Here is a 25,088-nt window from a genome sequence, read left to right as displayed (position 1 = left end):
CAAATCGGCAACAAAAATCAATATGATTTCTTTCTGTGTCAATAGTAAATTTGAACAATTATGATTATTTTGTTGTGAAATTTTCAATCCAAAATAGATTTAAAATCATTTTTTGAATGTTTTTTGTGCAGTGAAATAGATTGGGTTGGTGCTTAAGAAACAAAAATTACAATGGTTAACCTATTGTTTTAATTCGGTTAATTTTGTTTTTATCGTTATGGCATTCAATTTTTCTAATTTTCATGCGCTTCGAGCAGAATCTCAAAGGTAGAATTGTTTGAAATTTAATCAGAAATTGGTAATAAAGGATTTTTAAAACCAGCAAGGATTTTCGTTGTCAGACGATGTAAGTTTACCAAGATAATAGGATTGAAAATGGCTTACTAAAGCGCAGTTTTTTAGTGCTTATGATTAGTTTTATTGAATTTTATTAGCGGGTTCTTATCCTGCTCATGAGCGCTAAACGATCATGTAGGAAATCTATAAACGTCCGTACTTTCTCTGGTACATGACGTGTATGTGGGTAAAGCGCGTAAATCCCTTGTCGGGGAAATTGATGGTCTGGCAGCAATTGAGTTAACTCCCCTTTAGCAACCTCATCCTGCACCAACCAAGCTGGTAAGACAGCCACGCCAGCACCTGCCAGAGCGAAAGCCAGCAACGAAGCTGCACTGTCAGCGGTTATCATGGGCGGATGGAGTGCGCTTAGAAATACATTCTCTCCCTTCGGTGTTGTCACCTGCCAGCTTAAAGGCGTCGATAAACGGCTATGCGCAATCCATTTTGCTGACGCAAGTTGTGTAAGGTCTCGGATTGAATTTTCATCCAAGGTGTTCAAATACCCGGGAGCCGCTACAGCAAGGATTTCAAATTGATCGATGAGGCGGGCGTGATGATTTGAATCGGCAAGATGGCCAAGCCGGATGGCTACATCAAAGCGGCCAGCTATGAGGTCGTCGTTTTTTGATGATGACTCGTGCTGAATTCGCAACTGAGGATGTTTTGCAACAAAGGCAGACAGTGCAGGCGCTATGACGCGAGCACCATACTCCGGAGTTGTCGTTATTCTTAGTAAACCGCTTAATCCCGAGTGATCGCGTCGGACATCCTCCAGAAGGCTTTCCGCATCCTGAAGTAGTTGAAGGCATCGATGGTAAAATCTTTCGCCGGTATCAGTCGCTGAAACTCGCCGGGTACTCCGGATGAGTAACGAGACACCCAGCTCTTGTTCGAGATGTTTGATATTAAAACTTACCACAGCTTTGGTTAATCCGAGTGTCTGAGCTGCGCCGGTAAAACTACCGGTCTCTACCACTGCTACGTAGATTCCCAACCTTTGCATGTTGATCATCGTGGCCTATTTCCTCAAAGTTTATTGTCAAATTTTTTTTGACAGTGTAACAACGTACAGTGAATTTATCCTGATTATCTGTCACCATATACTGCGCGTCTCATGCTGTCTTTCCCGAGAAAAAAATGACTTATCGAGTGCGCGTTGCCAGTGTGTATTTGCTGGGATTCTTTATCGATCTGGTTAATATGTTTATCGCCAATGTTGCCTATCCTGAGATAGGCCGACATTTTGATGCACCTGTCAGCCAGCTGGCATGGATAAGTAATGGCTATATTCTGGGCCTGACGTTAGTTATACCGCTAAGCAGCTGGCTGGCAAGACGTATGGGTGCCAAACGCCTGTTCATGCTCTCCTTGCTTATTTTTATCGCTGGCACCTGCGGTGTGGGTGCATCAACATCGGTTGAACAGCTCATCGCGTGGCGTTGGATGCAGGGCATCGGAGGTGGGTTATTGATCCCTGTCGGGCAGACAATGACCTATGCGTTGTACAAGAGCAATGAGCGCGCGAAGTTATCCTCAGTTGTTATGTTAGTTGCATTACTGGCGCCCGCATTGTCGCCAGCTATTGGAGGCGTGTTGGTAGAAAGCCTCAGCTGGCGCTGGGTATTTCTTGTAAGCCTGCCACTGGCGATAGTCGCATTTGTGCTTGCGGGTTGCTGGCTGAAAGCTGACCGCCCGGCGAAGTCATCGGACCCTTTGGATATCGTGGGTTTGATCAGCGGTTGTGCAACGCTCACACTGATCCTCCTCGGGTTGACATATCTGGGCGAAACAGGCCGACTTAACCAGGGAGCGATGATGCTGATTATTGGTGTCTTTGCACTGGCCGGCTATGTCAGGAACGCTCTCAGAAAAAGCCGCCCACTGATTAACCTGCATCTGGTAAAGGATCCACTGTTACAAACAGCCATGCTGATTTATCAGTTCATCCCGGGTGTGTTCACCGGCGTCAGTATGATCACCATGCTTTATCTACAAAACCAATTGGGTATGCATGCAAGCTTTGTTGGCGCGCTCATGCTGCCATGGTCACTGGCTTCCTTTGCTGCCATCAGTTTGACGGGTAAGAAATTCAACCGCTGGGGGCCACGCCCGCTATTTATCACTGGATGCCTGGTTCAGGCCATGGGTATTAGCATGCTGGCGCTGACAGGCCAGACAGCGGATGCCATTGTTTGTGTACTGGCTTTCGCATTAATGGGATTTGGTGGCAGCTTGTGTAGCAGCACCGCTCAAAGTTCTGCTTTTATTCAAATCGCCGATCGTGAACTTGCTGATGCCAGTGCACTGTGGAATATCAATCGCCAGCTCAGTTTTTGTCTGGGTGTTACGCTGGTCAGCCTCCTGTTTAACCTGATTGCTAATACAGGTATGCCCATTGAACAGTCTTATCGCCTTTGCTTTGTGCTGGCAGCATGCAGTGCTGTCATTCCTGTCCTGTGTTGTTTTCGCATTGCAAATGAGCAAGTGATCTTTACGCTTAATAAGGAGCAAAAATGAATCGTTATTTTAAGGAAGTCCTAGACGCTCATGTATTGATTCGAAGCTGGTTAGGTAATAAAGATGCCAATGATGAGGTTTGTGAAAATCTTTTAGCGCGTTTTAGTCCTGAATATTCGATGGTTACACCTGGCGGTGCTTTGCTGGACTTCACTACATTAAACGCATTTTTCCGCACTCAGCGCGGCGCACGCCCGGGTTTAGAGATTGATATCAGCGATATGCAGGTCGTTACTGAGAGCGAAAAGGGTGCAACTGTAGTTTATAAAGAGTTGCAGAAACTTCCAGAGCAAGGCCCCACGCTCCGTTTTTCAACTGTTGTGTTCGAGTTAAATCATGATGGTGAGGTGTCTTGGCGCCATTTGCACGAGACATCGTTACCCCAGCCTTGACAACGTTTTTCGTCGTGTCTTCTGACGTGTGAGAGGATGCCCTCTCACACACGCGAGTATGAATAAACGGTGCGTGTCCATAATTGAAAGTATTTTTTGGGTATAGATGGCATTTCTTTGCAGTTTGTTTAAACCGCATTCATTTTCACAATAACAAAATGAACCCGTATAACAGACAATCAAATATCCCTTGAATTACTTCATTATTTGCGCACTCTGAAAATCATATTAATAACCATTATGTGCAACATGCCGGACTAAAAATGACTACTGAAGCGGGCTGTTTCAGCCAGGATCATGCGTTTCCCTTCATCGACACGCTCTTTGATTACAGTTCCTTTCTTGCAAACGCGAAATTAAAGGGTGGCATTGGACATTTTCAACACGTTTGTCATGAACGCGTTGCGATTGTGGGGGCAGGTTTGAGCGGTATGGTCGCAGCGCGTGAGCTTCTGAAAGCTGGAGTTGAAAATGTCACGCTTTTCGAAGCGAATCCTATCAGGAATGGAGGGCGCCTGCTTAGCCAGCGTTTTGATGCAAACATGCCTGAATATATCGCAGAGATGGGGGCAATGCGTTTTCCTCCTAGTGAAGTGGGATTATTTCATTATTTAAATGAGTTTAATATTGATACGGCCTCTGTCTTTCCAGAACCGGGTATTGTTGATACCGAAATTCATTTTCAAGGCGAGGCGCACAAGTGGTTAGCTGGAATGGCGCCTCCGTCGCTATTTTCACGTGTAGACCGCGGCTGGAGATGCTTTTTAAAGGAAGGCGTCACTGTTGAAGGAAAGCAACTTCAGGCTCCTGTTTCGATAACGCAGGCTTTGAAAGAAGGCCGACTTGCTGATGCTAAGGAGTCATGGCAGCAGTATCTCGACATCTTTGGCGATAATTGTTTTTACTCTGCTCTCGTCAAAATCTTTACCTCTGCAAACCCACCGGGTGGTGAGTTGTGGCAAAAGCCTGATGATTTTGCGTTATTCGGTTCGCTTGGTATCGGATCAGGTGGTTTTCAACCGGTTTACCGGGCTGCATTTATTGAAATTATGCAGCTGGTTGTTAACGGGCTGGAAGATGACCAACGTTTGGTACCTGCAGGTATTGAAACCCTGACGGATAATATGAGCTCTGAAAAGTTACATGAACGTGTAAGCACACCTGTTTTAGTTCCACGCACTTTTTGAGACTTCCGGGTTTTCGGCCATCAGCCGGTACTCTTCTGGCGTCAGGTTGTTCAGGGATTCATGAGGCCGCTCGTTGTTATATTCAGCCAGTCAGCGCTCAGTAATTTCCCGCGCTTCATTCAGGGTTCTGAACAGATAAAAATCCAGTATCTCTGTCCGGTATGTCCGGTTAAGACGCTCGATAAACGCATTCTGCGTCGGCTTGCCCGGCTGAATAAGCCGCAGTTCCACGCCATGCTCAAAGGCCCATTGATCCAGTGCGCGGCAGGTAAATCCTGGCCCCTGATCGGTTCTTATCGTCGCCGGATAACCACGAAACAGCGCGATGCTGTCCACAATACGGTATACCCGCTTGTGATTGACGTGAAGGCCCTCCCGGTGCAGTAACTGCCAGATGCGCCGGTAACCAAAACGTCTGCGTTCAAGCGCCAGCTCAGTGATACGCCTTGATAAATATGTATCAGCAGCCGGACGCCGGGCGTCATAGCGGCAGGTCGACAGGGACGAACCTGTAAGCCTGCAGGCACGACGTTGCGACAGACCGGCGACCTCACACATGACTTCCACGGCTTCCCGCTTCTGGTCTGTCGTCACAACTTTCGACCCAGAGCCACCTGAAGCGCCTCCTTATCCAGCATGGCTTCGGCGAGCAGCTTCTTAAGGCGGGCGTTCTCCTCTTCAAGTGACTTAAGCCGCTTTACCTCAGGGACTTCCATGCCGCCAAACTTCTTGCGCCAGGTGTAGAAAGTAGCGTCTGAAATAGCATGCTTACGGCAGAGTTCCCGGGCAGAAACCTCGGCTTCAGCCTCGCGGAGGATACTGATGATCTGTTCGTCGGAAAAACGCTTCTTCATGGGGATGTCCTCATGTGGCTTATGAAGACATTACTAACATCGGGGTGTATTAATCAACGGGGAGCAGGTCAGTATGTCATCGGTTACTCCGCTGGAGCCTGGGTGGCTTTGGGCCTGCTAAATCGCTTTCCAGAACGGTTTAATTCCGTTGTGCTGGGCGGGTGGGACTTCAAAAGTGGGCTTCCAGATACGCCTGAAGGTAAGCTTAGTTTTGATGTATTTATGTCTTATGCGAGATGCGTAGCGCCAGAACTTACCACCTCGCTTTCGACAGACGATGAAAAAAGTGTGAGATATTTTTTCGATGAGCTAAGGAAGTACCTGGGAAAGGAGGAAAGCTTTTTTCCTTATAGTATCCCAACACTGCTTTGGGCAGGTGCCAGCGACCCTTATTACGCATCTATGGCTGAGTTAGCAGAACTACATGCTTTACCACTTCTCACTGGTAAGGAGGATCATTTGAGTGAACTAAAGAATCTGGATAAGCGCTCAATGAATGCAATTCTTAAATTCATTCAATCTCCAGAAACCTTTATTTCGTCTGTTACCTGATCACTTAAATGCAAAGCACAGTGATTTTCCTACAGTCCGCTTTTGGCACAAAGCGGAATGACTTGGGCGCAATATCCGTTTTGAGCAAAAGCGGACCTTGTTGTCGGTGGCTGGCTGTTGTGCAAATGCATTGGCGACTCGCGGTCGAGCGCGGCGCCTGTTACTCTCATACCGCTTAGCGCTTAGCTTAAACTGGGAGGTCTGATGCATACCGCAAATATCTGTGCCATGATCGGAGCAACGCTTTTACTGATGTCACTCTGCGTCTCGGCGTCCGCAGCTCAGTCAACGTCTATAGTTTCAGAACATCCAAACTCACAGCGTATCTCTGTACAGACGCAAGGCTCGGGACCGGATGTGATATTGATTCCGGGGCTGGCCTCGCCTCGCGAAGTCTGGGCCGATTTAGCAGCAGATTTACGTAAGCACCACCGCATTCATCTGGTAGAACTGGCGGGCTTTGCCAGCACACCTGCCATTTCCAACCCAGAGGGAAAGGTCATCGCACCGGCAGTTGATGCCATCGCTGAATACATCCGCACCCATCACATCAACGCACCGGCGATTATTGGTCATTCTCTCGGAGGGGAAATTGCCCTGATGCTGGGTGCCCGTCATCCCGACCAGGTTGGTCGCCTGATGATCGCCGATGCCTTGCCGTTCTATACGTTGATGATTGACCCTGCCGCGACCAGCAAAACAGCTGTTCGGCAAGCCACTGCTACACGAGACTGGCTGCTGGCACAGTCGCCGGAGCAAAGGGTAGCGTCTCAGAAGACATCCATAGCCCGCTTAGCCAAAACCGAGGCGGTGAGGCCAGCTTTGGTGACTGCGGGGATCAATTCCGATCGTAAAACCGTTGCCGATGCCGTGTATGAATTGATGATTACCGATTTGCGTCCCGAGCTTGGTCGCATTAAAGCGCCGATTGAGATCGTCTACGCCTATGACGGCCTGTTCGGAGTGCCTGCCGCCGGCGTGGATGCGATGTACCGTCAAGCCTATGCCTCTGCACCAGATATTCATTTCACGCGGATCGATGACAGCTTTCACTTCGTCATGCTCGACCAGCCAGAACGGTTCTCCAGCGCGGTTGAGTCATTCTTAAATAAGTAAAAGCTCCAGGGGATGTTGGCATATTCACTCTCCATTAAATCAGGAGATGTGATTAGAGCTGTCCCCTGTGAGCGAAAAGCGAACCCAGTAAATTAGTAGACATTTTCTCAAACCTCTACCCACGGCATAGTTCTATAGATGGCACCTGTCAGAATTTAATGTATCCTACAAGAACTCGTGTACTAGTCTAGGGGTTCGTTTTATGTGTTTTTCCAGTATTGACGAAGTTAGAGAACGTATCGATCAAATCGATAGTGAGCTGGTTAAATTAATAGCTCAGCGTGCGGGGTGTGTTAAAGCCGCTGCTGCGTTCAAAACCGATAGTACCGCCGTTCGTGCTCCGGATCGCGTAGAGCAGGTCATCAGTAAGGCGCGTGAGAGAGCTGCGGAAATTGGACTTCCGAAAGTAATCATTGAAAAGATCTACCGGAGCATGATTGATGCATTTATTGACTATGAGCTTAAACAACATGAAAAATTGCAACAGGAAAAAGCCTGACAGCGCGCGAAATCAAAAATCGAAGTATTAGTAGTTGAGTATAAATATCTTCCGAGGTCCGCTTTTGGCACAAAGCGGACTGACATGCGGGCCAAAGTCCGCTTTGAGCAGGAAGCGGACGTTCTGACGGCACACTTAGATCGAGAGGTTTTTAATAAAGGGAAGTAAGTCAGCTTAATGCAGCTATACGAAAAAACTTCGCCTTTAAAACATTTTGCTGGCATTTCTTATCACCTGGACCAAAATAGTGGATTGCTTAGCCGATTATGGTCTGTCCTCACTATGTACACCCAAATGGCCAATAGCCCATTGCAGGTGTTCCAGAAAAGTCTTCACTTTAACCTGTAAGTATTTTCTGCCGGAATACAGCGCATATAGCACCAAATCTTCTGGTTCGCGGTTACAGTTAATTTTAACAAGGGAGCCGTTGTTAATTTCTGATTCACAGGCATGAAGAGGCAAGATGGCGAAACCAAGTCCTTTTAGTGCTGCAGCCTTGGCCATCTGTCCACTGTTCACCTTGTAGCTGGACTGCACCTGGACGGTTTGGTTCTGTTTAAATCTCCAGGGCATTCCCTGGAGTACCGACATACTAGTAATACAGGGGATTTTGGTTAGTTCATCAACCGATTGTGGTGATGGGTGACGTTCCAGAAGTTCTGGTGCGGCTACCACACAGCTCGGCCAGCGCAGAATTTCTCTGGCGACCCAGCAAGAATCCTCCAGTGGCCCACGTCCAAAGCGTAATACCAGATCGAATCCATCCAGTAGTCCCTCTGTTGGGTCCAATTGTGTGTCACAACTGAGCTGTATTTGTGGATGCCGAATGCAGAAGTCAGCGAGAATGTCTGCCATGAATGGAAGGTCTGGTGTAATGATCTTCAGGTGGCCTGATAGTGAATCACCAAACAGTGATACTTCTTCCAGGGCATGATCCAAAGCGTGCGTGAGCGGTTTAATGGATTGATACAGCAGTTTACCGGCTGCGGTTGGAATTATCTTACGCGTCGTACGCTCCAGCAGCCGCACATGAAGTTGTTGTTCAAGTAAAGTGATATGTCGACTGACATTGGACGATGGCAGCTGAAGCTGCTCTGCCGCGAGCTTAAAGCTCAACTTTTCGTAAACAGCCTGAAAACAGATCAGCCACTGTATTTCAAATTTTTCAATCATTAATTATCCCAAAAAATGAGATTAACAAAACTATAATTCCATATTTATCACTAATCAGGTGGTCATTACAATTCCCATTAAGTTTCGTAATAGGAAGGGAATGATGACCAGAACCAAGAAAATTGCCATCGTAGGCGCCGGGGTTGCTGGAATGGCACTGGCAATCCTCGCAACCAAACAGGGCCATCAAGTCAGCCTGTTTGAGCGTGGCAGCAATGTGTCTTCTATGGGAGCTGGTGTGACGCTGTGGCCCAATGCCATGTTCGTCATGCAGAAGATGGGGCTGGACAAAAAGGCCATGCAAGTGGGTGGTACACCATGCATGATGCGCCAGTTTGATCAGCATGGTCTTTTTCAGACTGAGTTCGATATTTTAGCAGTGAACTCACTTTGCGGTTTTCCCAGTGTGGCAGTTTTACGGCGTGAGCTGATGAGCTTACTGGCCGGTGCGTTAGAGAGTCTGGGTAGGGAGATCAAGTTCAATTGTTCAATCACTGCAGCGGACGTGATGAAGTTGAGCCAAGAGTTTGATCTGGTAGTCGGAGCTGACGGGCGTATGAATTCAGTCGTCCGTCAGGCAATGTATGCGGAGAAAGTCACTCCTCGTTATCATGGCTTTGTGAACGTAATAGGTGTGGGAAGACAACGAGAGGGCACCTTGAGCAACACTATTGATGACTTTCGTGGTCAAAGTGAGCGTTTTGGAATCGTCCCAGTAAATGATGGGTGGTGCTATTGGGCAGGAGCGTGGAAAGCTCCTGTTGACCATGAACTTCCTCGGGCGCATTGGCGCGATGAGTTGCATCGGCGTTTTCGGGACTGGCCTGATCCTGTGCAGAATGTGCTGCTGTCATGTGATAGTGCATCTGTGAGGGGAATTTTTGTGCATGACATTGATCCTCTTCCTTTTTGGCATAAAGACAATGTTTTACTTATCGGAGACGCGGCTCATGCTTCCTTGCCGACATCTGGGCAGGGTGCATGTCAGGCGCTGGAAGATGCATGGAGTCTTACTCGCTTACTGAAAGAGAGCGATGATCTGGAAATTGCTCTGCAAGGCTTCTACCAACAGAGACATATTAAGACCTCAGCAGCACAGTTGGTTGGAAGACAATTCGCGCAGAAAATTTTCTCTGAGCAGCCTGAGCCACTGTTGCCTGCATCCATTAATTCCGCAGCAGAACTCAGCCGGTTCTGGATGCAGGGTTTAAAGCATGTAGCCTTCTGAAACAGGTCATGAGGATGCGGTATAACTGTATGTCGGGAGAATACTAATCGGTGCGATGTTAGTGTTAAACGCTGACCTAAGAATGTCCGCTTTTGGCACAAAGTAGACGCTTGGCATGAGCTTCTGTGAATTACCAGTAAGGCCATCTTAAGATTTAGCAATCCTGCAGCCGGTGTGCTGTCCCGGCTGCTCCTCACATACTCCTCACCTGATTTTCTCAAAATCGATCTCAGCCCAGTCATATCAAGGGGCTCAGGAACTCTCCTCACTTCACCCCTCACTTTGCCGTCTGGTCATTAGCGTCATCACTTCGCCATCAACCTTAATTAGCCCTTTAGTTTCAAACTTTGTTATCCAGCTACTGAAGTTTTAACGTCAAGCCCAGGCGCCTTCATATCATCCCTTATGACCGCACGGGTGCAGATGTCGTTGTTCATTGTCCGGCTGCGGATCAGGTTCCAGAGTGCGATATGATTTTCCGTTATGACCCTTGGTACTTTTCTTGCGAAGATACGCTTTACCATACTCAGCCATGGCTCCGGGCATACTGTGCCGAGGCGAGTCAGAGATATCGGCTTGCTCAGCCCGTTCGCCCGCATGTAAGCCATGCAGGCGTGATAGAGATTACGACGCGGGCTGAAAGGAATCACTTCTGCGTTACCAATAAACATGCCGTCACACTGCTGTGAAGCCGTCAGGTAACCACAGAAATCCACCAGCGAATCGCACTCGCGCTTGATGGCCAGTGCCTCCTCAGACGTCTGCTGTTCAGACAGCACCTGACAAGCCTCCTGCTGGTCAACAAAGCGGGTGAGAAGATCACTGTCAGATTGAACCCACAGGATAATTTATTCGCTGACGCCCTAAAACCACCAGTTGAAAAAACGTTCAGTAAATGGTTTTATCATTCATTAATAACTATTCACTATTGCTGCATAAGGTCAGATAAGTTGTCACTAGAGTCTGCAGAGTGGTTTAGCCGGAATGGCATAGAGTGCTCACGGGTCAGGGCCCGTAATTCGGGCTTTCCGAAACATCTTCATGATGAATATGTCATCAGTGCAAACCTGACGGGGGTAGAGGAAATCTGGCTGGCAGGAAAAACCGCCTATGTTAAAAGTGGTCAGGTTACCTTATATAATCCGGGAACTATTCAGGCTTCGCGTTTTGATACTCAAGCCGTGGAATTCATCAGTGTGCACATACCCCAGACAGTGATAAAAATACTTGCAGATGAGGACAATCTCAATAGCGCTCATGAAACCCCAGTTCTGCGAGAAGGCATAATCAATAACACTCGCCTGTTTGACGCGCTGTACCGTTTTGCAACATCAGCCCGACTGGAGCGGGGCATGGATGAGGAGCAGGAATTGATTTTACTTTGTGGTGAGCTGCTTGAGACGTCAGCTCTACTTCAGAGATCTGATGAACAGAAAATCAATATTATTATCGAGTACTTGCGAGAGCACCTCAGCGTAAAACCGCAGCTGGAGATGCTCGCGCAGCTGGCGGGGATGAGCAAATATCATCTTGTTCGCTTCTTCACCCGGCATACGGGTATGCCGCCTCTGCAGTATCATATGCAGCTTCGTCTGCACCATGCCCGCGACTTGCTTCGCAGAAACGTGCATCCTCTCGATGCGGCGATAATGCTGGGATTTTACGATCAGAGTCATTTCATTAATGCATTTCGCAAAGTGATGGGAACAACACCCCATCACTATGCTTCGCAGGTCAGATCAGGTCACCATAAACTCCCGGTACCCTGACACAATCACGTAAAGCGCAAAATAGCTGAATATGATCGCTGAGGCTATATAGGAATATTTAAGCAGGCGTTGACCAAGCAGTTTGCCTCCAAAACTTCCAACCAGGCACAAGACACAGGTCCAAAACATTCCCGCAATGAAAAAGCCACTCAGAAACCAGGACGTTGCCGTAACGCTGTGCTGGCCCATCCGGGATATCAGCGCACCGCCCACTGTCGCAAACCACAGAATAGCCGTGGGGGATGACATGGCAAGCATCACGCCCCGGCTAAATTCACGCAGCAGCGGGCGATACTGATGGGTTTCGCTCACGTTAAGCTCCGAAGCCTTCCTGAAAGCGGCCATCAGCATTTTGCCGGCGAACCACAGAAGCATCGCGCCGCCGCCAATCCACAATATCCAGCGTACGGCTTCATACTGAAGCAGTACGGCCATTCCCGCCAGCGCCAGTAATGCATATGCCAGGTCACCCACACAAGTCCCTATTCCCAGCCAGAAACCATGAAAATATCCGCGTTGCATGGCAAGGGTAATCATGGCGATATTGGCAATCCCGATATCAAGACACAGCGAAAGGCTCAGTAGGAAACCATTTGAAAACTCGATCATAACGTAAAGCCTTTAACCTTCTGGTCGTACTCGATCATGTCGACAGTTTTACCCAGCCGGTTCAGCAGCAGATCCGCCTCTTCAGGCTGATGATGAGGTGAATAGCATTGCAGAAATGCCAGGGCTGCCTCTGTATCACCCTGCAATACAGAGTGTGTCATTGCTGTTGCCAGTGCCGTCAGAGCAGGCTTCACCGCGCTGAGGTCCACCGCATAATGCGTCCCACTCCAGTTCAGACACCGGTGTTCAGTTAGCCACTTGAGCTGTATATAGGCCGCCCCTGCATCAGGATAATCACATGGGCCGCGGCGCAAATATCTCAGCATTTCCAGCAAGAAAATTTTTAACTGCAACGTCTCATTCAGCTGCAGGGCCTGTCGGGAAGGCTCTGTCAGGCACATCAAAAGCCCAAAAACATCCGCCAGTGCTTCCTGCACAACCATTGATCCCCATCTGTCCTGTTTACTTAACTGGCCAAACATCATCTTTTCAAGAACAACGGAATGCCCCAGATCATGATCGCGGAACCAGGCAATCAGGTGGCGGGCACAAAGAGCGCTGTCCGGGATAGCGTCATGCTGCCAGCCAAGCAGGGCAGCCTGGGACCGGGCAAAGCATTCAAACAGGTTCAGATAGGTATTTGCAAACACGATGGTGCGCTTCTGTGAGGCGTATTTCACGCCTTCATCTTCAGGAAAAAAATAGGCAAAATGTTTTGGGTAGCTGTTAGCTTCGCCAGCAATGGCAAACAGGTCAACAATTTTGTATCGGCATCCAGGTAGCGCAATCAGCCGCTGGTCGATATGGTTTTGCAGCCAGCACAGGTTGTCCGGAAAGAGCTCATCCACCACATCCGAAACCTCCTGCAGTCCGCGATCGGGTAACCCAAACCAGGCGGAATAATGCTGCGTGCGGGACTTACCTACCCATGTCGACATGTAACCTATTCCCTGCACCAGCTCCTGTTCATCGAGTCCTGCTATCTGCGGGAGAATTTCTTTTGCTGTGCTGGCGTCAGTGAGGATTTCTGCGCGTAACTGCAACGCTTTGCAGGTATCCGGATCGCCAAATTCCTGCGCAAGCTTGAAACAGATAATGCTGAGCTTTTCTTCAACAGACTGAAGCAGCGAACTCCCGGTCCGAGTGGAAACCGGGTGAATATGACTGGCCGCCTCTGCAAGACGTGTAGCCTGGTGGATGAGGTCCAGCGCTGCGGGCGAAAGTGAGTCAGGCAGAGGGATATCCATCATGTGGATATGGTATGAGTCAGCAGCGGGCCAGAACGGTGTCGTAAACATGAAATTCCCTTCCATTATCAGTAACGAGAAGTCTACTTAACCATTGCATCTGTAATCGGTATTGGAAGGAATTGCGCGATGGGGCCGGAAAGAACGGTTCACTTCAAAACCATAACCGACTACTTCGTTTCATTGCCCTGCAACGCATAAATCAACAGAGTTCGGTTAGGGCAACGTCCGTTTCTGGCACAGAGCAGACCGATACGCAGGCCAGTGTCCGCTATGAGCGAGAAGTGGACATCAACTCGATGTCAGAAATGACATTTCGAAGTTGAACTATAGGGCAGGATCGTCTACCGGCTCAGTCTAAACAATCTATGGTTAGAAGCTGGTTAAACGACTGATTCCGGCCAATTGATATCAGCTAGCTGTGGTCGGTATGCCGGAATTGTTTCACAACCCCGTATGGTATATCTTCATTCGCCAGCAAGCTGGTTATTCAACAGTAAGTTGAGGAGCCTCATGGATAAGTTTCGAGCAGAAAGCCAAAAAATCACTTCGTATGGTATGTTTCTGAAAGAACCACCTCGGCCTCCAAGCCGGGGCGGTAATACGGGAGCACTACATTCCCACCTTTTGGAGATCGAAGGTGAAAAGTTCAGCTTCTTAGCACTCGGCTCCCAAAAATGGATATTTAAATCGGATATTGTTTTTTTTGAGTATAAAATAGAAAACGAATACAAAAACATAATCAAAGACACCATTGTCATAATTGATCGTAATGATAATGTAGTATTTAAGATAACAGAGCTTTTAAGACGCAACTCCGTTCTGCTCCTGCAAGACACCCCGGTAGCAGAAGAAAGAAAAAAGATTGATTCCTCAGCCAATGCGCATGTTGATTCCATTCGCAAGGGCGATGCTACGATTGTAAATGAACTTGGCCACTTATTATGCAGAAATAAATCTTATTTACCAATTTAGGTGACTTATGAACTTTGACGCCGACCTTTCCAAACTTATGAACTTATGTTTTCTTTTAATAGAATCCAGAAATGGTGAGCAGCTGCTTCCTGGAGAAGAATGGAAAAATGATGCTCAAGTTTTGAGCGTGAAAATTTTTAGGCACATCGCAACAGCTCAACAGATTAGCGCGGGAATTGGCTTTGAATTTGGCGTAGGGCAGGTCGTTTCCCATATCGATCACTCCTCAGTGGCAGTCGTCGTAAGAGCTGCCATTGAATCGTACTTGGCCTTTAACTATATATTTGTTAATCAAGATGAAAGCTTATCTATTTATCGATATAAGCTTTGGTGTCGAGCCGGGCTTATGGATAGAAGCAACTTATTTGCAAATACATTAGAGAGCAAAAATGTTCTCTTATGAGAAGATGAGTCTATAAAAGAACTTTATAATGATATAGTTTGCAACCCGCACTATCAAAAAAGTAACCGCGAAGAAAAAAAGGAAATTAAGAATGGAAATTGGAAGCCTAAGGGAGGCTGGCACACCATTACTAAAAAGACTGACATTCACCAACGTTACTTCAGTGATATTTACAATCACTTAAGCGGTCATTCTCATGCAAGCTTTATAAGCGCCCTACAAATTAGAGATGCAAGAAGTATTAATAAACAAGCCATGCTGGCGGGAGCTGCGCGTCAAATATTGTGCATGGTGATTTCTCACTTTATATTTTCCTACGTAAAGTTGTTTCCCGCAGCAAAAGCAGTAATGGCTTCAAATCCTGAGCTAACTGAAATTGCAGACAGATGGCACATACATAAAGAGGAGGTGGCTTCGATTTATGGTCCTATTCAGTGAATTAAGTAGCTGACTAGCAAAAATCATCTAAGCAGCCTAGAAAAGCGACTCTGGTATCGCTCTGTGCACTGACTGCTTCTGGCACAAAGCGGACATGGGTGAAGCCAGGTTCGCTTTGTGCAAAAAGCAGATAACTTCTGGCACAAAGCGAACGCATAAGCCAATATCTGCCATGAGCGAAATGCTTACATTTACCTGTAGCGGGTATGAAATGTCGGGATTAGAAATGAGGACTGACTGCTTTCCAGTTTTCTAAGCTCATTCAGACTCGCAAAGTTGCTTCTGATGACAGGATAAGCGTACAACCGCTTGTTTAATCTGTTCGATCACCTCAGCCCTGAACTCCTGATGCCCATAGGTTGCTCTGGGATGAGCAATCCTGAAACAGGTCGCATTCCCTGACTCAAACTTCCATAATTTTTTAGGAGTGACTGATAAAGTTTTAGAGCCACCCAAATATTCATTCGATAAACACTTTATAAAACGGTCGGTTCGTGAACCACATGCAAATATCACAAAATCAGGTTTTAAATGCCCTATCTGGGTTGCCAAAAGTCTTAATGAAACAGACGCTATTTCCTGAAGTTCGTTTTCAGGGCGGAGCAGTGGGCTCTCTCGGTCATAATCCCATGCAAATAAATTTGCATACACTATCGCCTTAGGGGGTAATTCCAGCTTCCGCGCCAGCAAGAAATGATACTGCGTAAAACGGCTTCGTGATTTCGTATTAGGAGTCCACTTATCCTGATGCTCTTTGTAGCGAGTTACCGCTTCTTCAACTACCTGTTCGACAGTAATATCGGGCATCAGGCCCAGAACCCGGGCAATTTTATTTTTATGATTTCCGGTATTCCATCCCGCCGTTTCACGCCCAACCAACATGATTTTTACCGGTGAGCGCCAGTACTCTTCAGAGGGAACAGGAAGAAATACACCTGAATATTTATCTTCCATGAGTGCAAACGATTGAGTATTAAGACTTTTAAGGATTTCTATATACGTTTTGATCAGCGCTTCCATAATTTTCCCTTTAGCTAATTTCATGATGAAGTTTCTTTTGGCATCTTACTAAACTTCAGGCAATGCGATTAATGAAATGTCTGCTCCTGGCACAAAGCGGACATGTGTGCAGGCCAGGTCCGCTATTGGCAAAAAACTGTTTTACGCGGGCGCAAGGTTAGCTATGAGCGAAGAGCAGAAATTCAGACTTTGTAATTACCACCGTGGGGCAGTAGGCTGGTTAATTTCTGAGTGCGGAGGTGTTCCTCCGAAAGATGTGCTGACAGTTTTTCTGAGGGGTCATAATCACTGACAGGTAGTTCTTCTGCTAATTACCTATCTAGCGGCTTCGATGGCCGCTTTGAGCAAAAAGCAGACGTGTAGCTCATGGCGTTTGAGTATGTCCATTACATCGAACATAACACCCCGGCAACGAAATCTATCTCGAACGTTCCTGGGCATTCAGCGCCAGTCGTAGATGATGCTCTATAAAGTTCGCTTTAAGCGCGCTATAGCGATGAACATCGTTTTTACTGAGTAATGCTGCCGAGAGTTTTATCTCAGCATACTTCCCAGCAATGGCTCTGTTTTTTCTTAGGTAATCACGGAAAGCAAGATGTCTTACTACCTACATATCTCCAACAGCAAAAGCATGCACTTGATGACTACGCTGATCACCGCCCTTAATGAAATATCTACGCCCCGAAATCCCGTTCTCTCCGCGAGCAACATACCCGGCGCGGGTCATTGCAGAGTTGTATCTATCCAGTTCATTGATGTCGGAGACTTCCAGCAGTATGTCAATTACGGGCTTTGCTGAGAGCCCCCGCACAGATGTACTGCCAATATGATGGATACTTTTAGCCACTCCACCGAGCAATGTCTTTATCAGTAAACTTTCAGCTTCAAACATCTCAGGCCATTTATCATCGTATGGCACAACAATAATCGTTCGCATATACACCTCTTCCTGGCTCTGAGCATTTAACATTCGCTTTCGTTTACGAATCACACTGAACCGCCCCGGGTTTCCTGGAGACTAAACTCCTTGAGAGAGAGGTAACAGGATGACAAAAAATAATCAGTTTTCCCCCGAGATGCGTCAGCGTGCCACCCGTCTGGTTTTTCAAAGCCAGCATGAATACAGCTCGCAGTGGGCAGCTATCTGTTCCGTTGCTCAAAAGATTGGGTGTTCCCCCGAGACGCTCAGAGCCTGGATACGCCGGCAGGAGCGCGATGCCGGTGGCGGCGATGGCGGACTCACCACCACCGAACGTCAGCGGCTGAAAGAACTGGAACGTGAAGTCCGTGAACTGCGGCGCAGCAACGATATCCTGCGCCAGGCCTCTGCTTATTTTGCGAAGGCGGAGTTCGACCGCCTCTGGAAAAAATAATGCCACTGCTGGACACCCTGCGCGGTGAATACGGGGTCGGACCGGTATGCCATGAGCTGAATATCGCCCCGTCGACATACTACCGGTACCAGGGCCACCATCAGCATCCGGAAAAACGCAGTCAGCGTGACCGACGTGATGACCTGCTTAAACAGGAGATACAACGCGTATACGACGAAAACTACAGCGTCTATGGCGTTCGCAAGGTCTGGCGCCAGTTGCAGCGGGAAGGCTTCAGCGTGGCCAGATGCACGATCGCGCGGCTGATGAAGAGCATGGGGCTTACCGGTGTGCTCCGTGGCAAAAAAGTGCGCACCACCGTCAGCCGTAAGACTGGTGCCGCACATGACCGGGTCAACCGCCAGTTCGTGGCAGAACGTCCCAATCAGCTTTGGGTGGCTGATTTTACCTACGCGAGCACCTGGCAGGGCTTCGCGTATGTGGCGTTCATCATCGATGTGTTCGCCGGCACGATCGTTGGCTGGCGGGTGTCATTGTCGATGGAGACAACGTTCGTGCTGGATGCGCTGGAACAGGCGCTGTGGGCGCGTCGCCCTTGCGGTACTATCCATCACAGTGACAAGGGGTCGCAGTATGTCTCGCTGGCATACACGCAACGGCTGCAGGAAGCGGAGTTACTGGCCTCAACAGGCAGCACAGGCGACTCTTACGACAATGCGATGGCAGAAAGCATCAACGGTCTGTACAAGGCGGAGGTGATACATAGAAAAAGCTGGAAAACCCGGCAGGAAGTGGAGCTGGCTACACTGGCATGGGTGGACTGGTACAACAATCGCAGGCTGATGGAGCGGCTCGGTCATATCCCCCCGGCTGAAGCGGAAAAAGCGTATTATGCATCAATCGTGAACCCGGTTCTGGCAGCCTGAGTTCACAGACAAAACACTCTCCCGGAAAACCGGGGCGGTTCACACCTCCTTCCACACTATGTTATGTTTAAAACCTTTCCAGAACATATGGGTAGAAACATGATTGTAAGAACATGGCACGGATGCGTACCAGTCAGGCATGCAGAAGGCTTTGCAAACCATTTGCAAAAAACCGGTGTTGAACATTCAGAGAGGACACCGGGAAATATGGGGGCATATGTACGAAGAGAGACGCAGGGTGAATGGGAGCATTTCTTCCTGGCAACTTACTGGAAAGATCTTGAGGCAGTAAAAGCATTCGCAGGCGAACAGTACCAGATTGCAGTTACCTATCCGGATGACGAGCAATTTCAGTTGCTATCCGATCCTTACGTTTTCCAGCATAACGTCCAAACGGTCTCCCCTTTGTAATAATTTGCGGGCTGATGCCATGAGGCGGTGTCTTCCCCTTTGGGGGTGCCCAGTACTCATATTTTACATAGCAGTGTGGGTGCCTACAGTTGATGTGAAGGTCCGCTCTTGGCACAGAGCGGACTGGAAGGGGTGTAAGGTCCGCAAGAGCGAAAAGCGGACGTTCAGCCTGCAAAATAAGTTCAGTAACACTGGGTTGGCACAGGCAAATAAATAGCACCTGAACTCGTTAACTTGATAATTTCTTAAGCGGTCAGGGACTCATTACGATGTTAAATGCATTTTTGAGATATTACCGGGCATCCCGACTGCATTATAACCATTCCTCTGACAGCCTCTTCCGGCTCCATACGCGTCGCCCGTCATAAAGCCTTTCGCACTTCATATGGCAAGAGGTTTAAAACACTGCATGTTGTTGTTTTGTCATAAATAAAAGGGCGGTGACATGTCACGACGCGCGGCAAAAAATACTGGATGGTTACCGGAATGTTTTCAGTCTGGTTTTTTAATGCCGTGTAAGCATACCTGTTAATACACGCTATAAAATGATCGAATAAGTATATCCTTCAGAATAACGGTTACTTATGGTAATTAATTAGTAAGGTATTTATTTTTAATTAACAGGCGTGCAGGCAGGGAAAGTCAGACGTTATTTATTCGTTGATTTAACATATGCCTTTTTTAATTAACCGCCTGTTAAAGTATCGTCATTAAATGATGATAATTGCCTGCAGGCATACTGACAAGGTTTACGGTATGCGAAAGCAATTCCTTCCCACCAGCGACGTGATAGCTCTGAGCTTCATGACCCTGGCGCTGTTCCTCGGTGCAGGTAACATTATCTATCCGCCAATTGTTGGCAAGATGACCAGCGAATATTATTTGATTTCTTCGATCGGGTTCAATATTTCCGGTGTGCTTCTTCCGATGCTGGCCGTCCCATACGATCGCGTTACCGGTATGGGTAAGCATCGCGTTCAGCACCTACACCGCCGTATTCAAACCCCTGGGCTTTACTGTCACCCTGCTGGATACGCTGCCGCTCGCCAGCGTATCACTGGGCTGGATCCTGCCGACCGCGCTTGTGGCGCTACTACTACTGCTAAAAGACAAAACCTCAAGAAAAGTAATCGTCGCCTCCAACTAACAGCGTGATAAACCATGATGAATACAGCAATAACTACCACAGGCAACATCACAACGCGCCGCAGCTGGCGCTGGCAGGACAACATCTGGACGCTGGGCCTGTATGGTACAGCGGTCGGGGCGGGAACGTTGTTTCTGCCTGTGGAAATTGGCACACGCGGCCCGGTCATCTTCCTGGTGATGTTGCTGCTGGGCCTGCCGTTATCCCTGATACCGCATCTGCTCCTGTGTCGTGTATACATGCGTGAGGAGCAGATCGCAGACGGCAAGCTGCCGATCTTTGGCTCCTTCTTCAGCGGACGCGGTGAAAAGCTGATCACACTGTTCTACTGCGTGACGTTCTTCCCGGTAACGCTGGTTTACGGAGTGGCGCTGGTTAATGCGCTGGATAACTTCCTGGTAGAACATATGCACATTACAGTGATCAGCCGTGGGCCGCTGTCGTTTATCGTGGTCGCTGCACTGTATGTGGTGCTGAGCAAGGGGCGCGACAGGGTGGTGGCCACCATGAGTGCGCTGGCGCTGCCGTTCGCTGTATCTGTACTGCTGATCGCCGTATCACTTGTCCCGGACTGGCATCTGTCAAACCTGACCAGCACGTTCACCGAGGTGAAGGCCACGCCGATGCCGATGATCCTGAAAGGTATCTGGGTGACGCTGCCGCTCATTACCTTCTCTTTCTGCTGTGCGCCGATGGTGTCCCCGCTGACCTCTTACTACAGGGAAAGAAAAGCCGAGGGTGAGAGCAAGGCGTTGTTCGTGATCCGGGTGGCTTATATGGCTATCTTCACCAGCATCATCTTTTTCGTGCTGAGTTGCGTGCTGAGTATCCCGCATAGCAGCTTTGTGCGGGCGAAGGCGGAGAACCTGAACGTGTTGTCTGTGATGAAGGGGAACGGTGGTTTCAGCCTGATTTATTACGTCGCCCCGTTCATCGCTATCATCGGTATGACGAAATCCTTTCTGGGGGTAGGTTTGTCGGTCGCAGAGATGTGCGGCCAGCTGGCCGCCAGCGTATCCGGCAAAAAGACCACTACCAACAAGCGCGTGGCCTCTCTGGTGCTGTTTCTGCTGACCTTTAGCATCGTTTACGCCAATCCGGATGTGCTCAACCTGATTGAAACTCTTTGTGGGCCACTGATTGCGGTGATCCTGTTCCTGATCCCCGTGTACCTTATTTACACCCGCACTGCGCTGGCGCAGCTACGCGGCGTGACGGTATTTCTGGTCATGCTGGGTGGAGTGGCAACGCTGTCTGCACTGCTCTGGTCGATTATTTAATAAGTGACGATGGCAGAATAACGCTAAGAATATTCAGGTCCGATAGGTGATTTATTTGACCAACATGCCTGCTTCTGGCACAACGCAGACAGCGGAGGGGCAGTCCACTGTCTGCGTTAAACATATATCGTTAATTTCGACTTTGAAAAAAGCCTTTGGCTAAGTGAGAGTGATAAGCCTGCCGGAAAAAATGGAACAGGCTAGAGGCCCAGCTCCGACAGCCCCGGATGATCATCCGGACGACGTCCCAGCGGCCAGTGGAACTTGCGCTCGCTCTCATCGATTGGCATATCGTTGATACAGGCGAAGCGGCGGTGCATCAGGCCATCTGCTTCAAACTCCCAGTTTTCATTGCCATAAGAGCGGAACCAGTTACCCGATTCATCATGCCATTCATAGGCATACCGTACGGCGATGCGGTTATCAGTAAACGCCCATAATTCCTTGATCAGGCGATACTCCAGCTCCTTTTTCCATTTACGGATCAGGAAACTTTTGGCTTCTTCACGATGAGTAACAAACTCGGCTCGGTTACGCCATTGAGTATCCAGCGTATAAGCCAGCGATACCTTTTCAGCATCGCGGCTGTTCCAGCCATCCTCAGCGAGCCGTACCTTTTCAATCGCCGTTTCGCGAGTGAAGGGAGGAAGGGGCGGGCGAATCTGTTTTTCGGACATGGTAGCGCCTCCAGGCGATCAGGATATATCAGTAGAGTCAGTATTTTCGACGCTCAGGCCGGGTGAGAGGCCTGCTTCAGCAGCAGCTGCGCCACGTCTCTTGCGCTGTCGGCGGCGCTGGCATCGCCCATTACATGCGACATGGTGATGGCGCCTTCTGTGAGGATCAGTAGCTGTCTTGCCAGGGCTAACGGTTGCTCAATGTTCAGTTGACGGGTGAGTTCAAGCGTATAATCCAGCAGCTTTTGCTTATGAAGCTTTGCTATCTGCCGCACGGGATCGTCAGGATCACCAACTTCTCCGGCGGTGTTGATAAAGGCGCAGCCACGAAAGCCATCTGACTCAAACCAGCCTTTGAGTACAGTGAACATATTCAGGATACGTTCCTGAGGGGACGTGCCTTTATTACATTCCATTATGAACCATTGCATCCAGCGCTCATCACGCGCATTTAACGCGGCAGCGGCCACATCATCCTTGGTTGCGAAGTAGCGATAGATACTTTTTCTGGCCACGCCAGAGGTCCTGACCAGAAGGTCCATGCCGGTGGCATGAATGCCGTTCTGATAAATAAGCCGCTCTGCGGTTTCCAGGATTTTTTCCCGGGTGTCGGTTGTTTTTTTGTTCATGAGGCGATGGTAGAACGATCGTTCTACCCTGTCAAGCAACAGGGTAAGCACATTTTCAGAGAACGCAGGCAATGTTTTCCAAATGTGAAAGCGCTCTGGTTCACGCAGCCTGACGCGCATTTCTGTCACCCTCAAACGGCTGTTTCCCCGTGCCGGATAACGCCCTGTTGGGATCCCGTTCCTGCCTGCCCGGCCTGTTAGGGCATGGGCATGGTTCATGAAGGAAAGGTCGCTGCTCTTGTACCGGACCACCTCTGAGCATCCGCGCAGGCGCCGATAACGAAAGCATTCAGCATTCTGCGAATTGCTTCAGATAAGCTAAAAAAGCGCGCTAAGCCAACCTGCCGCGCAAAAACGTCATGTGTGGGCTGCTAAGGTGAAAACAGCGCCTATAATAGGTGCGCAGGTAACAAGATACCCAGGCGCATCAGAAGGGGAGCTATGAAAAAGGTATTAATGCTGGTGGTCTGTTTATATCTTACCGGTTGTTCATGGGGTATGGCGTCACTGATCCCTGCCTCGGATGTTTGTCCAAACGGGCGGGATGGTATAACAGGGCAGTGTCGCTAGCAGGTCCAGGCGACTCACCGCCATCGTTCTGTACGATGGCGGTGAGCTACATTGCCATTATTTCAGGCGTTTCCCGGTCTCATCAATGATGATTTCGCCATCTTCTTTAACAAACATTCCCTGCTGCGGATTAGGCAGAATATCCAGAACTTTTTCTGCCGGGCGGCAGAGCCGGGTACCCAACGGCGTCACTACAATCGGGCGGTTAATCAGTAACGGATACTGCACCATAAAATCGATAAGCTGCTCATCGCTAAAACGATCTTCTTCCAGTCCCAGCGTGGCATAAGGCTCAACGTTTTTTCGTAATACATCGCGTACGCCAATGCCCATCTTTTCAAGCAGCGCTTTCAGCTCTGCCTGCGACGGCGGCGTTTCCAGATAATAGATAATGTGTGGTTCATCGCCGCTGTTGCGAATCAGCGCCAGCGTATTGCGCGAGGTTCCGCAGTTCGGGTTGTGATAGATAGTAATGCTCATTAAAGCCTCTCAAAAATAGCCACGGACAGATTATACTGACAGCCACAGCGCCAGTGCGATAAGCGTTACCATTAAAACCGGCAGCGTCATAACCAAACCCACACGGAAGTAGTAGCCCCAGCTGATACGAATATCCTTTTGCGCCAGCACATGCAGCCACAACAGCGTTGCCAGGCTACCGATCGGGGTAATTTTAGGACCAAGATCGCAGCCGATGATATTAGCGTAAATCATTGCCTCTTTTATCACGCCCTGCGCATCACTGGCGTTAATAGAGAGTGCGCCGATTAATACCGTCGGCATATTATTCATTACCGAAGAAAGCGCAGCGGTAAGCAAGCCTGTGCCAAGCGTAGCGACCCAGATACCCTGTTGCGCCAGCTGATTGAGAAGGGCAGAGAGAAAGCTGGTCAGGCCCGCGTTACGCAGTCCGTAAACCACCAGATACATGCCGAGGGAAAAAATCACAATTTGCCACGGCGCGCCGCGTAATACTTTGCCGGTATCAATAACTTTCCCCTGACGGGCAATCAGCCAGAGGATCAGCGCGGCCACTGCAGCCACCAGGCTTACCGGCACGCCAAGCGGCTCCAGCACAAAAAAGCCGATCAGCAGGATAGCCAGTACAATCCAGCCCGCCCTGAAGGTGCGTCGATCGCGAATGGCCTCCTCGGGCGCTTTAAGCCGTGCGGTATCATAGACCACAGGAATATCCCGACGGAAGAAAAGGTGCAGCATTGCCAGACTGGCGGCAATGGCAGCAAGATCCACCGGCACCATAACCCGCGCGTAATCACTAAAGCCCAGATGGAAGTAGTCCGCCGTTACGATGTTGACCAGGTTGGAAACCACCAGCGGCAGGCTGGAGGTATCGGCAATAAACCCGGCGGCCATCACGAAGGCGAGCGTTGAGGCACGACTAAAGCCCAGCGCCAGCAGCATAGCAATCACGATGGGGGTGAGAATAAGCGCGGCGCCGTCATTGGCAAACAGCGCCGCCACGCAGGCACCCAGTAGAATAATCAGGGTAAACAGCCGTTTTCCACGACCATGCCCGCCACGCGCCACATGCAGCGCTGCCCATTCAAAAAAGCCGCTCTCATCCAACAACAGACTAATAATAATAATGGCAATAAAGGTGGCCGTGGCGTTCCAGACGATTTGCCAGACAATGCTGATATCGCTGATGCTGACCGCGCCGCTAAGCAGAGCCAGCGCAGCGCCGATAGAAGCGCTCCAGCCAATCTGCAGGCCGCGCGGCTGCCAGATAACCAAAACAAGGGTAAAAATAAAAATCGCACCAGCCAACAACATGG

At 49.0% G+C, this 25,088-nt stretch carries 24 protein-coding genes, 3 pseudogenes and 1 other annotated feature; of the genes and pseudogenes, 15 read left to right on the top strand and 12 right to left on the bottom strand.

All coding sequences use genetic code 11. The features are described from left to right. Positions 1 to 430: 430 nt before the first annotated feature. Complete coding sequence (locus ACQE3Z_RS07315) at positions 431 to 1,351, bottom strand: LysR family transcriptional regulator (protein WP_426972972.1); 921 nt, start codon at positions 1,349 to 1,351, stop codon at positions 431 to 433. Between the two features lie 125 nt (positions 1,352 to 1,476). Between ACQE3Z_RS07315 and ACQE3Z_RS07310 the strand changes: the two genes are divergently transcribed. From ACQE3Z_RS07310 to ACQE3Z_RS07300, 3 genes are all read left to right on the top strand, one after another. Next, entirely contained in the window at positions 1,477 to 2,856 is a 1,380-nt protein-coding gene (locus ACQE3Z_RS07310) for an MFS transporter (RefSeq protein ID WP_426972971.1), read from the top strand. Further along, positions 2,853 to 3,248 (top strand): DUF4440 domain-containing protein, encoded by a 396-nt coding sequence (locus ACQE3Z_RS07305; RefSeq protein WP_426972969.1) that lies wholly within the window; start codon positions 2,853 to 2,855, stop codon positions 3,246 to 3,248. Before ACQE3Z_RS07310 ends, ACQE3Z_RS07305 begins: the two co-directional genes overlap by 4 nt. A gap of 263 nt (positions 3,249 to 3,511) precedes the next feature. Then, entirely contained in the window at positions 3,512 to 4,435 is a 924-nt protein-coding gene (locus tag ACQE3Z_RS07300; RefSeq protein ID WP_426972968.1) for an NAD(P)/FAD-dependent oxidoreductase, read from the top strand. Here ACQE3Z_RS07300 and ACQE3Z_RS07295 read toward each other — a convergent pair. After that, positions 4,415 to 5,289, bottom strand: a pseudogene (locus ACQE3Z_RS07295) (integrase core domain-containing protein). The gene ACQE3Z_RS07300 and the pseudogene ACQE3Z_RS07295 overlap by 21 nt on opposite strands. A 102-nt stretch (positions 5,290 to 5,391) precedes the next feature. Here ACQE3Z_RS07295 and ACQE3Z_RS07290 point away from each other — a divergent pair. From ACQE3Z_RS07290 to ACQE3Z_RS07280, 3 genes are all read left to right on the top strand, one after another. Beyond that, positions 5,392 to 5,841: a hypothetical protein gene (locus ACQE3Z_RS07290; protein ID WP_426972966.1), complete on the top strand. Its 450-nt coding sequence runs from the start codon at positions 5,392 to 5,394 to the stop codon at positions 5,839 to 5,841. A 204-nt stretch (positions 5,842 to 6,045) separates the two neighbouring features. Beyond that, entirely contained in the window at positions 6,046 to 6,957 is a 912-nt protein-coding gene (locus tag ACQE3Z_RS07285; protein WP_426972964.1) for an alpha/beta fold hydrolase, read from the top strand. Between the two features lie 202 nt (positions 6,958 to 7,159). Further along, positions 7,160 to 7,456 (top strand): chorismate mutase, encoded by a 297-nt coding sequence (locus ACQE3Z_RS07280; RefSeq protein ID WP_426972963.1) that lies wholly within the window; start codon positions 7,160 to 7,162, stop codon positions 7,454 to 7,456. Between the two features lie 264 nt (positions 7,457 to 7,720). Here ACQE3Z_RS07280 and ACQE3Z_RS07275 read toward each other — a convergent pair whose 3' ends face one another. Next, positions 7,721 to 8,629 carry a LysR family transcriptional regulator gene (locus ACQE3Z_RS07275; RefSeq protein WP_250652424.1) on the bottom strand — a complete coding sequence of 303 codons (909 nt, stop codon included), beginning with the start codon at positions 8,627 to 8,629 and terminating at the stop codon, positions 7,721 to 7,723. A gap of 100 nt (positions 8,630 to 8,729) precedes the next feature. Here ACQE3Z_RS07275 and ACQE3Z_RS07270 point away from each other — a divergent pair, with 100 nt between their 5' ends. Next, positions 8,730 to 9,857 (top strand): FAD-dependent monooxygenase, encoded by a 1,128-nt coding sequence (locus tag ACQE3Z_RS07270; RefSeq protein ID WP_426972962.1) that lies wholly within the window; start codon positions 8,730 to 8,732, stop codon positions 9,855 to 9,857. Positions 9,858 to 10,207: 350 nt separating this feature from the next. Here ACQE3Z_RS07270 and ACQE3Z_RS07265 read toward each other — a convergent pair whose 3' ends face one another. Beyond that, complete coding sequence (locus ACQE3Z_RS07265; protein ID WP_426972961.1) at positions 10,208 to 10,636, bottom strand: primase-like DNA-binding domain-containing protein; 429 nt, start codon at positions 10,634 to 10,636, stop codon at positions 10,208 to 10,210. A gap of 171 nt (positions 10,637 to 10,807) precedes the next feature. Here ACQE3Z_RS07265 and ACQE3Z_RS07260 point away from each other — a divergent pair, with 171 nt between their 5' ends. Then, positions 10,808 to 11,626, top strand: coding sequence for an AraC family transcriptional regulator (locus tag ACQE3Z_RS07260; RefSeq protein WP_426973086.1), 819 nt, complete (start codon positions 10,808 to 10,810; stop codon positions 11,624 to 11,626). On the opposite strand, the gene ACQE3Z_RS07255 is transcribed toward ACQE3Z_RS07260, so the two are convergent. Further along, the gene (locus tag ACQE3Z_RS07255; protein ID WP_426972959.1) at positions 11,597 to 12,235 is read right to left on the bottom strand and encodes a LysE family transporter; all 639 of its coding nucleotides are present in this window, start codon (positions 12,233 to 12,235) and stop codon (positions 11,597 to 11,599) included. The genes ACQE3Z_RS07260 and ACQE3Z_RS07255 overlap by 30 nt on opposite strands. Then, a complete protein-coding gene (locus ACQE3Z_RS07250) occupies positions 12,232 to 13,548 on the bottom strand; it encodes a hypothetical protein (RefSeq protein ID WP_426972957.1) in 1,317 nt (438 codons plus the stop codon). The genes ACQE3Z_RS07255 and ACQE3Z_RS07250 overlap by 4 nt, the downstream gene beginning before the upstream one ends. A 447-nt stretch (positions 13,549 to 13,995) precedes the next feature. On the opposite strand from ACQE3Z_RS07250, the gene ACQE3Z_RS07245 reads away from it, so the two are divergent. Together ACQE3Z_RS07245 and ACQE3Z_RS07240 are read left to right on the top strand one after the other, a co-directional pair. Further along, entirely contained in the window at positions 13,996 to 14,457 is a 462-nt protein-coding gene (locus ACQE3Z_RS07245; protein ID WP_426972955.1) for a hypothetical protein, read from the top strand. A gap of 7 nt (positions 14,458 to 14,464) precedes the next feature. Beyond that, positions 14,465 to 14,860: a hypothetical protein gene (locus ACQE3Z_RS07240; protein ID WP_426972953.1), complete on the top strand. Its 396-nt coding sequence runs from the start codon at positions 14,465 to 14,467 to the stop codon at positions 14,858 to 14,860. A 696-nt stretch (positions 14,861 to 15,556) separates the two neighbouring features. Here ACQE3Z_RS07240 and ACQE3Z_RS07235 read toward each other — a convergent pair. Further along, a complete protein-coding gene (locus ACQE3Z_RS07235; RefSeq protein ID WP_426973085.1) occupies positions 15,557 to 16,318 on the bottom strand; it encodes a hypothetical protein in 762 nt (253 codons plus the stop codon). A gap of 196 nt (positions 16,319 to 16,514) precedes the next feature. Between ACQE3Z_RS07235 and ACQE3Z_RS07230 the strand changes: the two are divergent. Beyond that, positions 16,515 to 16,610 (top strand): annotated as a pseudogene (locus ACQE3Z_RS07230) (DinB family protein); the annotation flags it as partial. A gap of 126 nt (positions 16,611 to 16,736) precedes the next feature. On the opposite strand, the pseudogene ACQE3Z_RS07225 reads toward ACQE3Z_RS07230, so the two are convergent. Further along, positions 16,737 to 17,255: pseudogene (locus ACQE3Z_RS07225) on the bottom strand (GrpB family protein). 109 nt (positions 17,256 to 17,364) lie between these two features. Here ACQE3Z_RS07225 and ACQE3Z_RS07220 point away from each other — a divergent pair. The 4 genes from ACQE3Z_RS07220 to ACQE3Z_RS07205 all read left to right on the top strand — a co-directional run bounded on the left by ACQE3Z_RS07220 (position 17,365) and on the right by ACQE3Z_RS07205 (position 21,416). Further along, positions 17,365 to 18,578 (top strand): IS3 family transposase gene (locus ACQE3Z_RS07220; protein WP_426972951.1). Its coding sequence is split into 2 segments (ribosomal slippage): positions 17,365 to 17,653 and positions 17,653 to 18,578, totalling 1,215 coding nucleotides; the frame shifts between segments, so codons are not numbered across the junction. Further along, positions 17,646 to 17,762, top strand: a sequence feature (AL1L pseudoknot). Its footprint overlaps the gene before it by 117 nt. Positions 18,579 to 18,677: 99 nt before the next feature. After that, entirely contained in the window at positions 18,678 to 18,989 is a 312-nt protein-coding gene (locus ACQE3Z_RS07215) for a hypothetical protein (protein WP_426972950.1), read from the top strand. 756 nt (positions 18,990 to 19,745) lie between these two features. Further along, entirely contained in the window at positions 19,746 to 20,144 is a 399-nt protein-coding gene (locus ACQE3Z_RS07210; protein WP_426972949.1) for a branched-chain amino acid transport system II carrier protein, read from the top strand. 9 nt (positions 20,145 to 20,153) lie between these two features. Further along, entirely contained in the window at positions 20,154 to 21,416 is a 1,263-nt protein-coding gene (locus tag ACQE3Z_RS07205; RefSeq protein ID WP_426973083.1) for an amino acid permease, read from the top strand. Between the two features lie 200 nt (positions 21,417 to 21,616). Here the strand turns inward: ACQE3Z_RS07205 and ACQE3Z_RS07200 are convergent, their stop codons facing one another. The 4 genes from ACQE3Z_RS07200 to ACQE3Z_RS07185 form a co-directional block, all read right to left on the bottom strand. Further along, positions 21,617 to 22,093, bottom strand: a complete 477-nt coding sequence (locus tag ACQE3Z_RS07200; RefSeq protein ID WP_426972948.1) for a DUF1348 family protein — start codon at positions 22,091 to 22,093, stop codon at positions 21,617 to 21,619. A gap of 53 nt (positions 22,094 to 22,146) precedes the next feature. Then, complete coding sequence (locus ACQE3Z_RS07195) at positions 22,147 to 22,722, bottom strand: TetR/AcrR family transcriptional regulator (protein ID WP_426973082.1); 576 nt, start codon at positions 22,720 to 22,722, stop codon at positions 22,147 to 22,149. 627 nt (positions 22,723 to 23,349) lie between these two features. Next, positions 23,350 to 23,772, bottom strand: coding sequence for an arsenate reductase (glutaredoxin) (gene arsC / locus ACQE3Z_RS07190; protein WP_426972947.1), 423 nt, complete (start codon positions 23,770 to 23,772; stop codon positions 23,350 to 23,352). A gap of 30 nt (positions 23,773 to 23,802) precedes the next feature. After that, entirely contained in the window at positions 23,803 to 25,086 is a 1,284-nt protein-coding gene (locus tag ACQE3Z_RS07185; RefSeq protein ID WP_426972946.1) for an arsenic transporter, read from the bottom strand. Positions 25,087 to 25,088: the final 2 nt, after the last annotated feature.

This window comes from Pantoea sp. FN0307 (assembly GCF_050113815.1).
In the GTDB taxonomy this organism is placed as follows: Bacteria; Pseudomonadota; Gammaproteobacteria; order Enterobacterales; family Enterobacteriaceae; genus Mixta; species Mixta alhagi.
The sequence above is the reverse complement of the archived record's forward strand: the minus strand, read 5'-3'. Positions and strand labels throughout refer to the sequence as shown.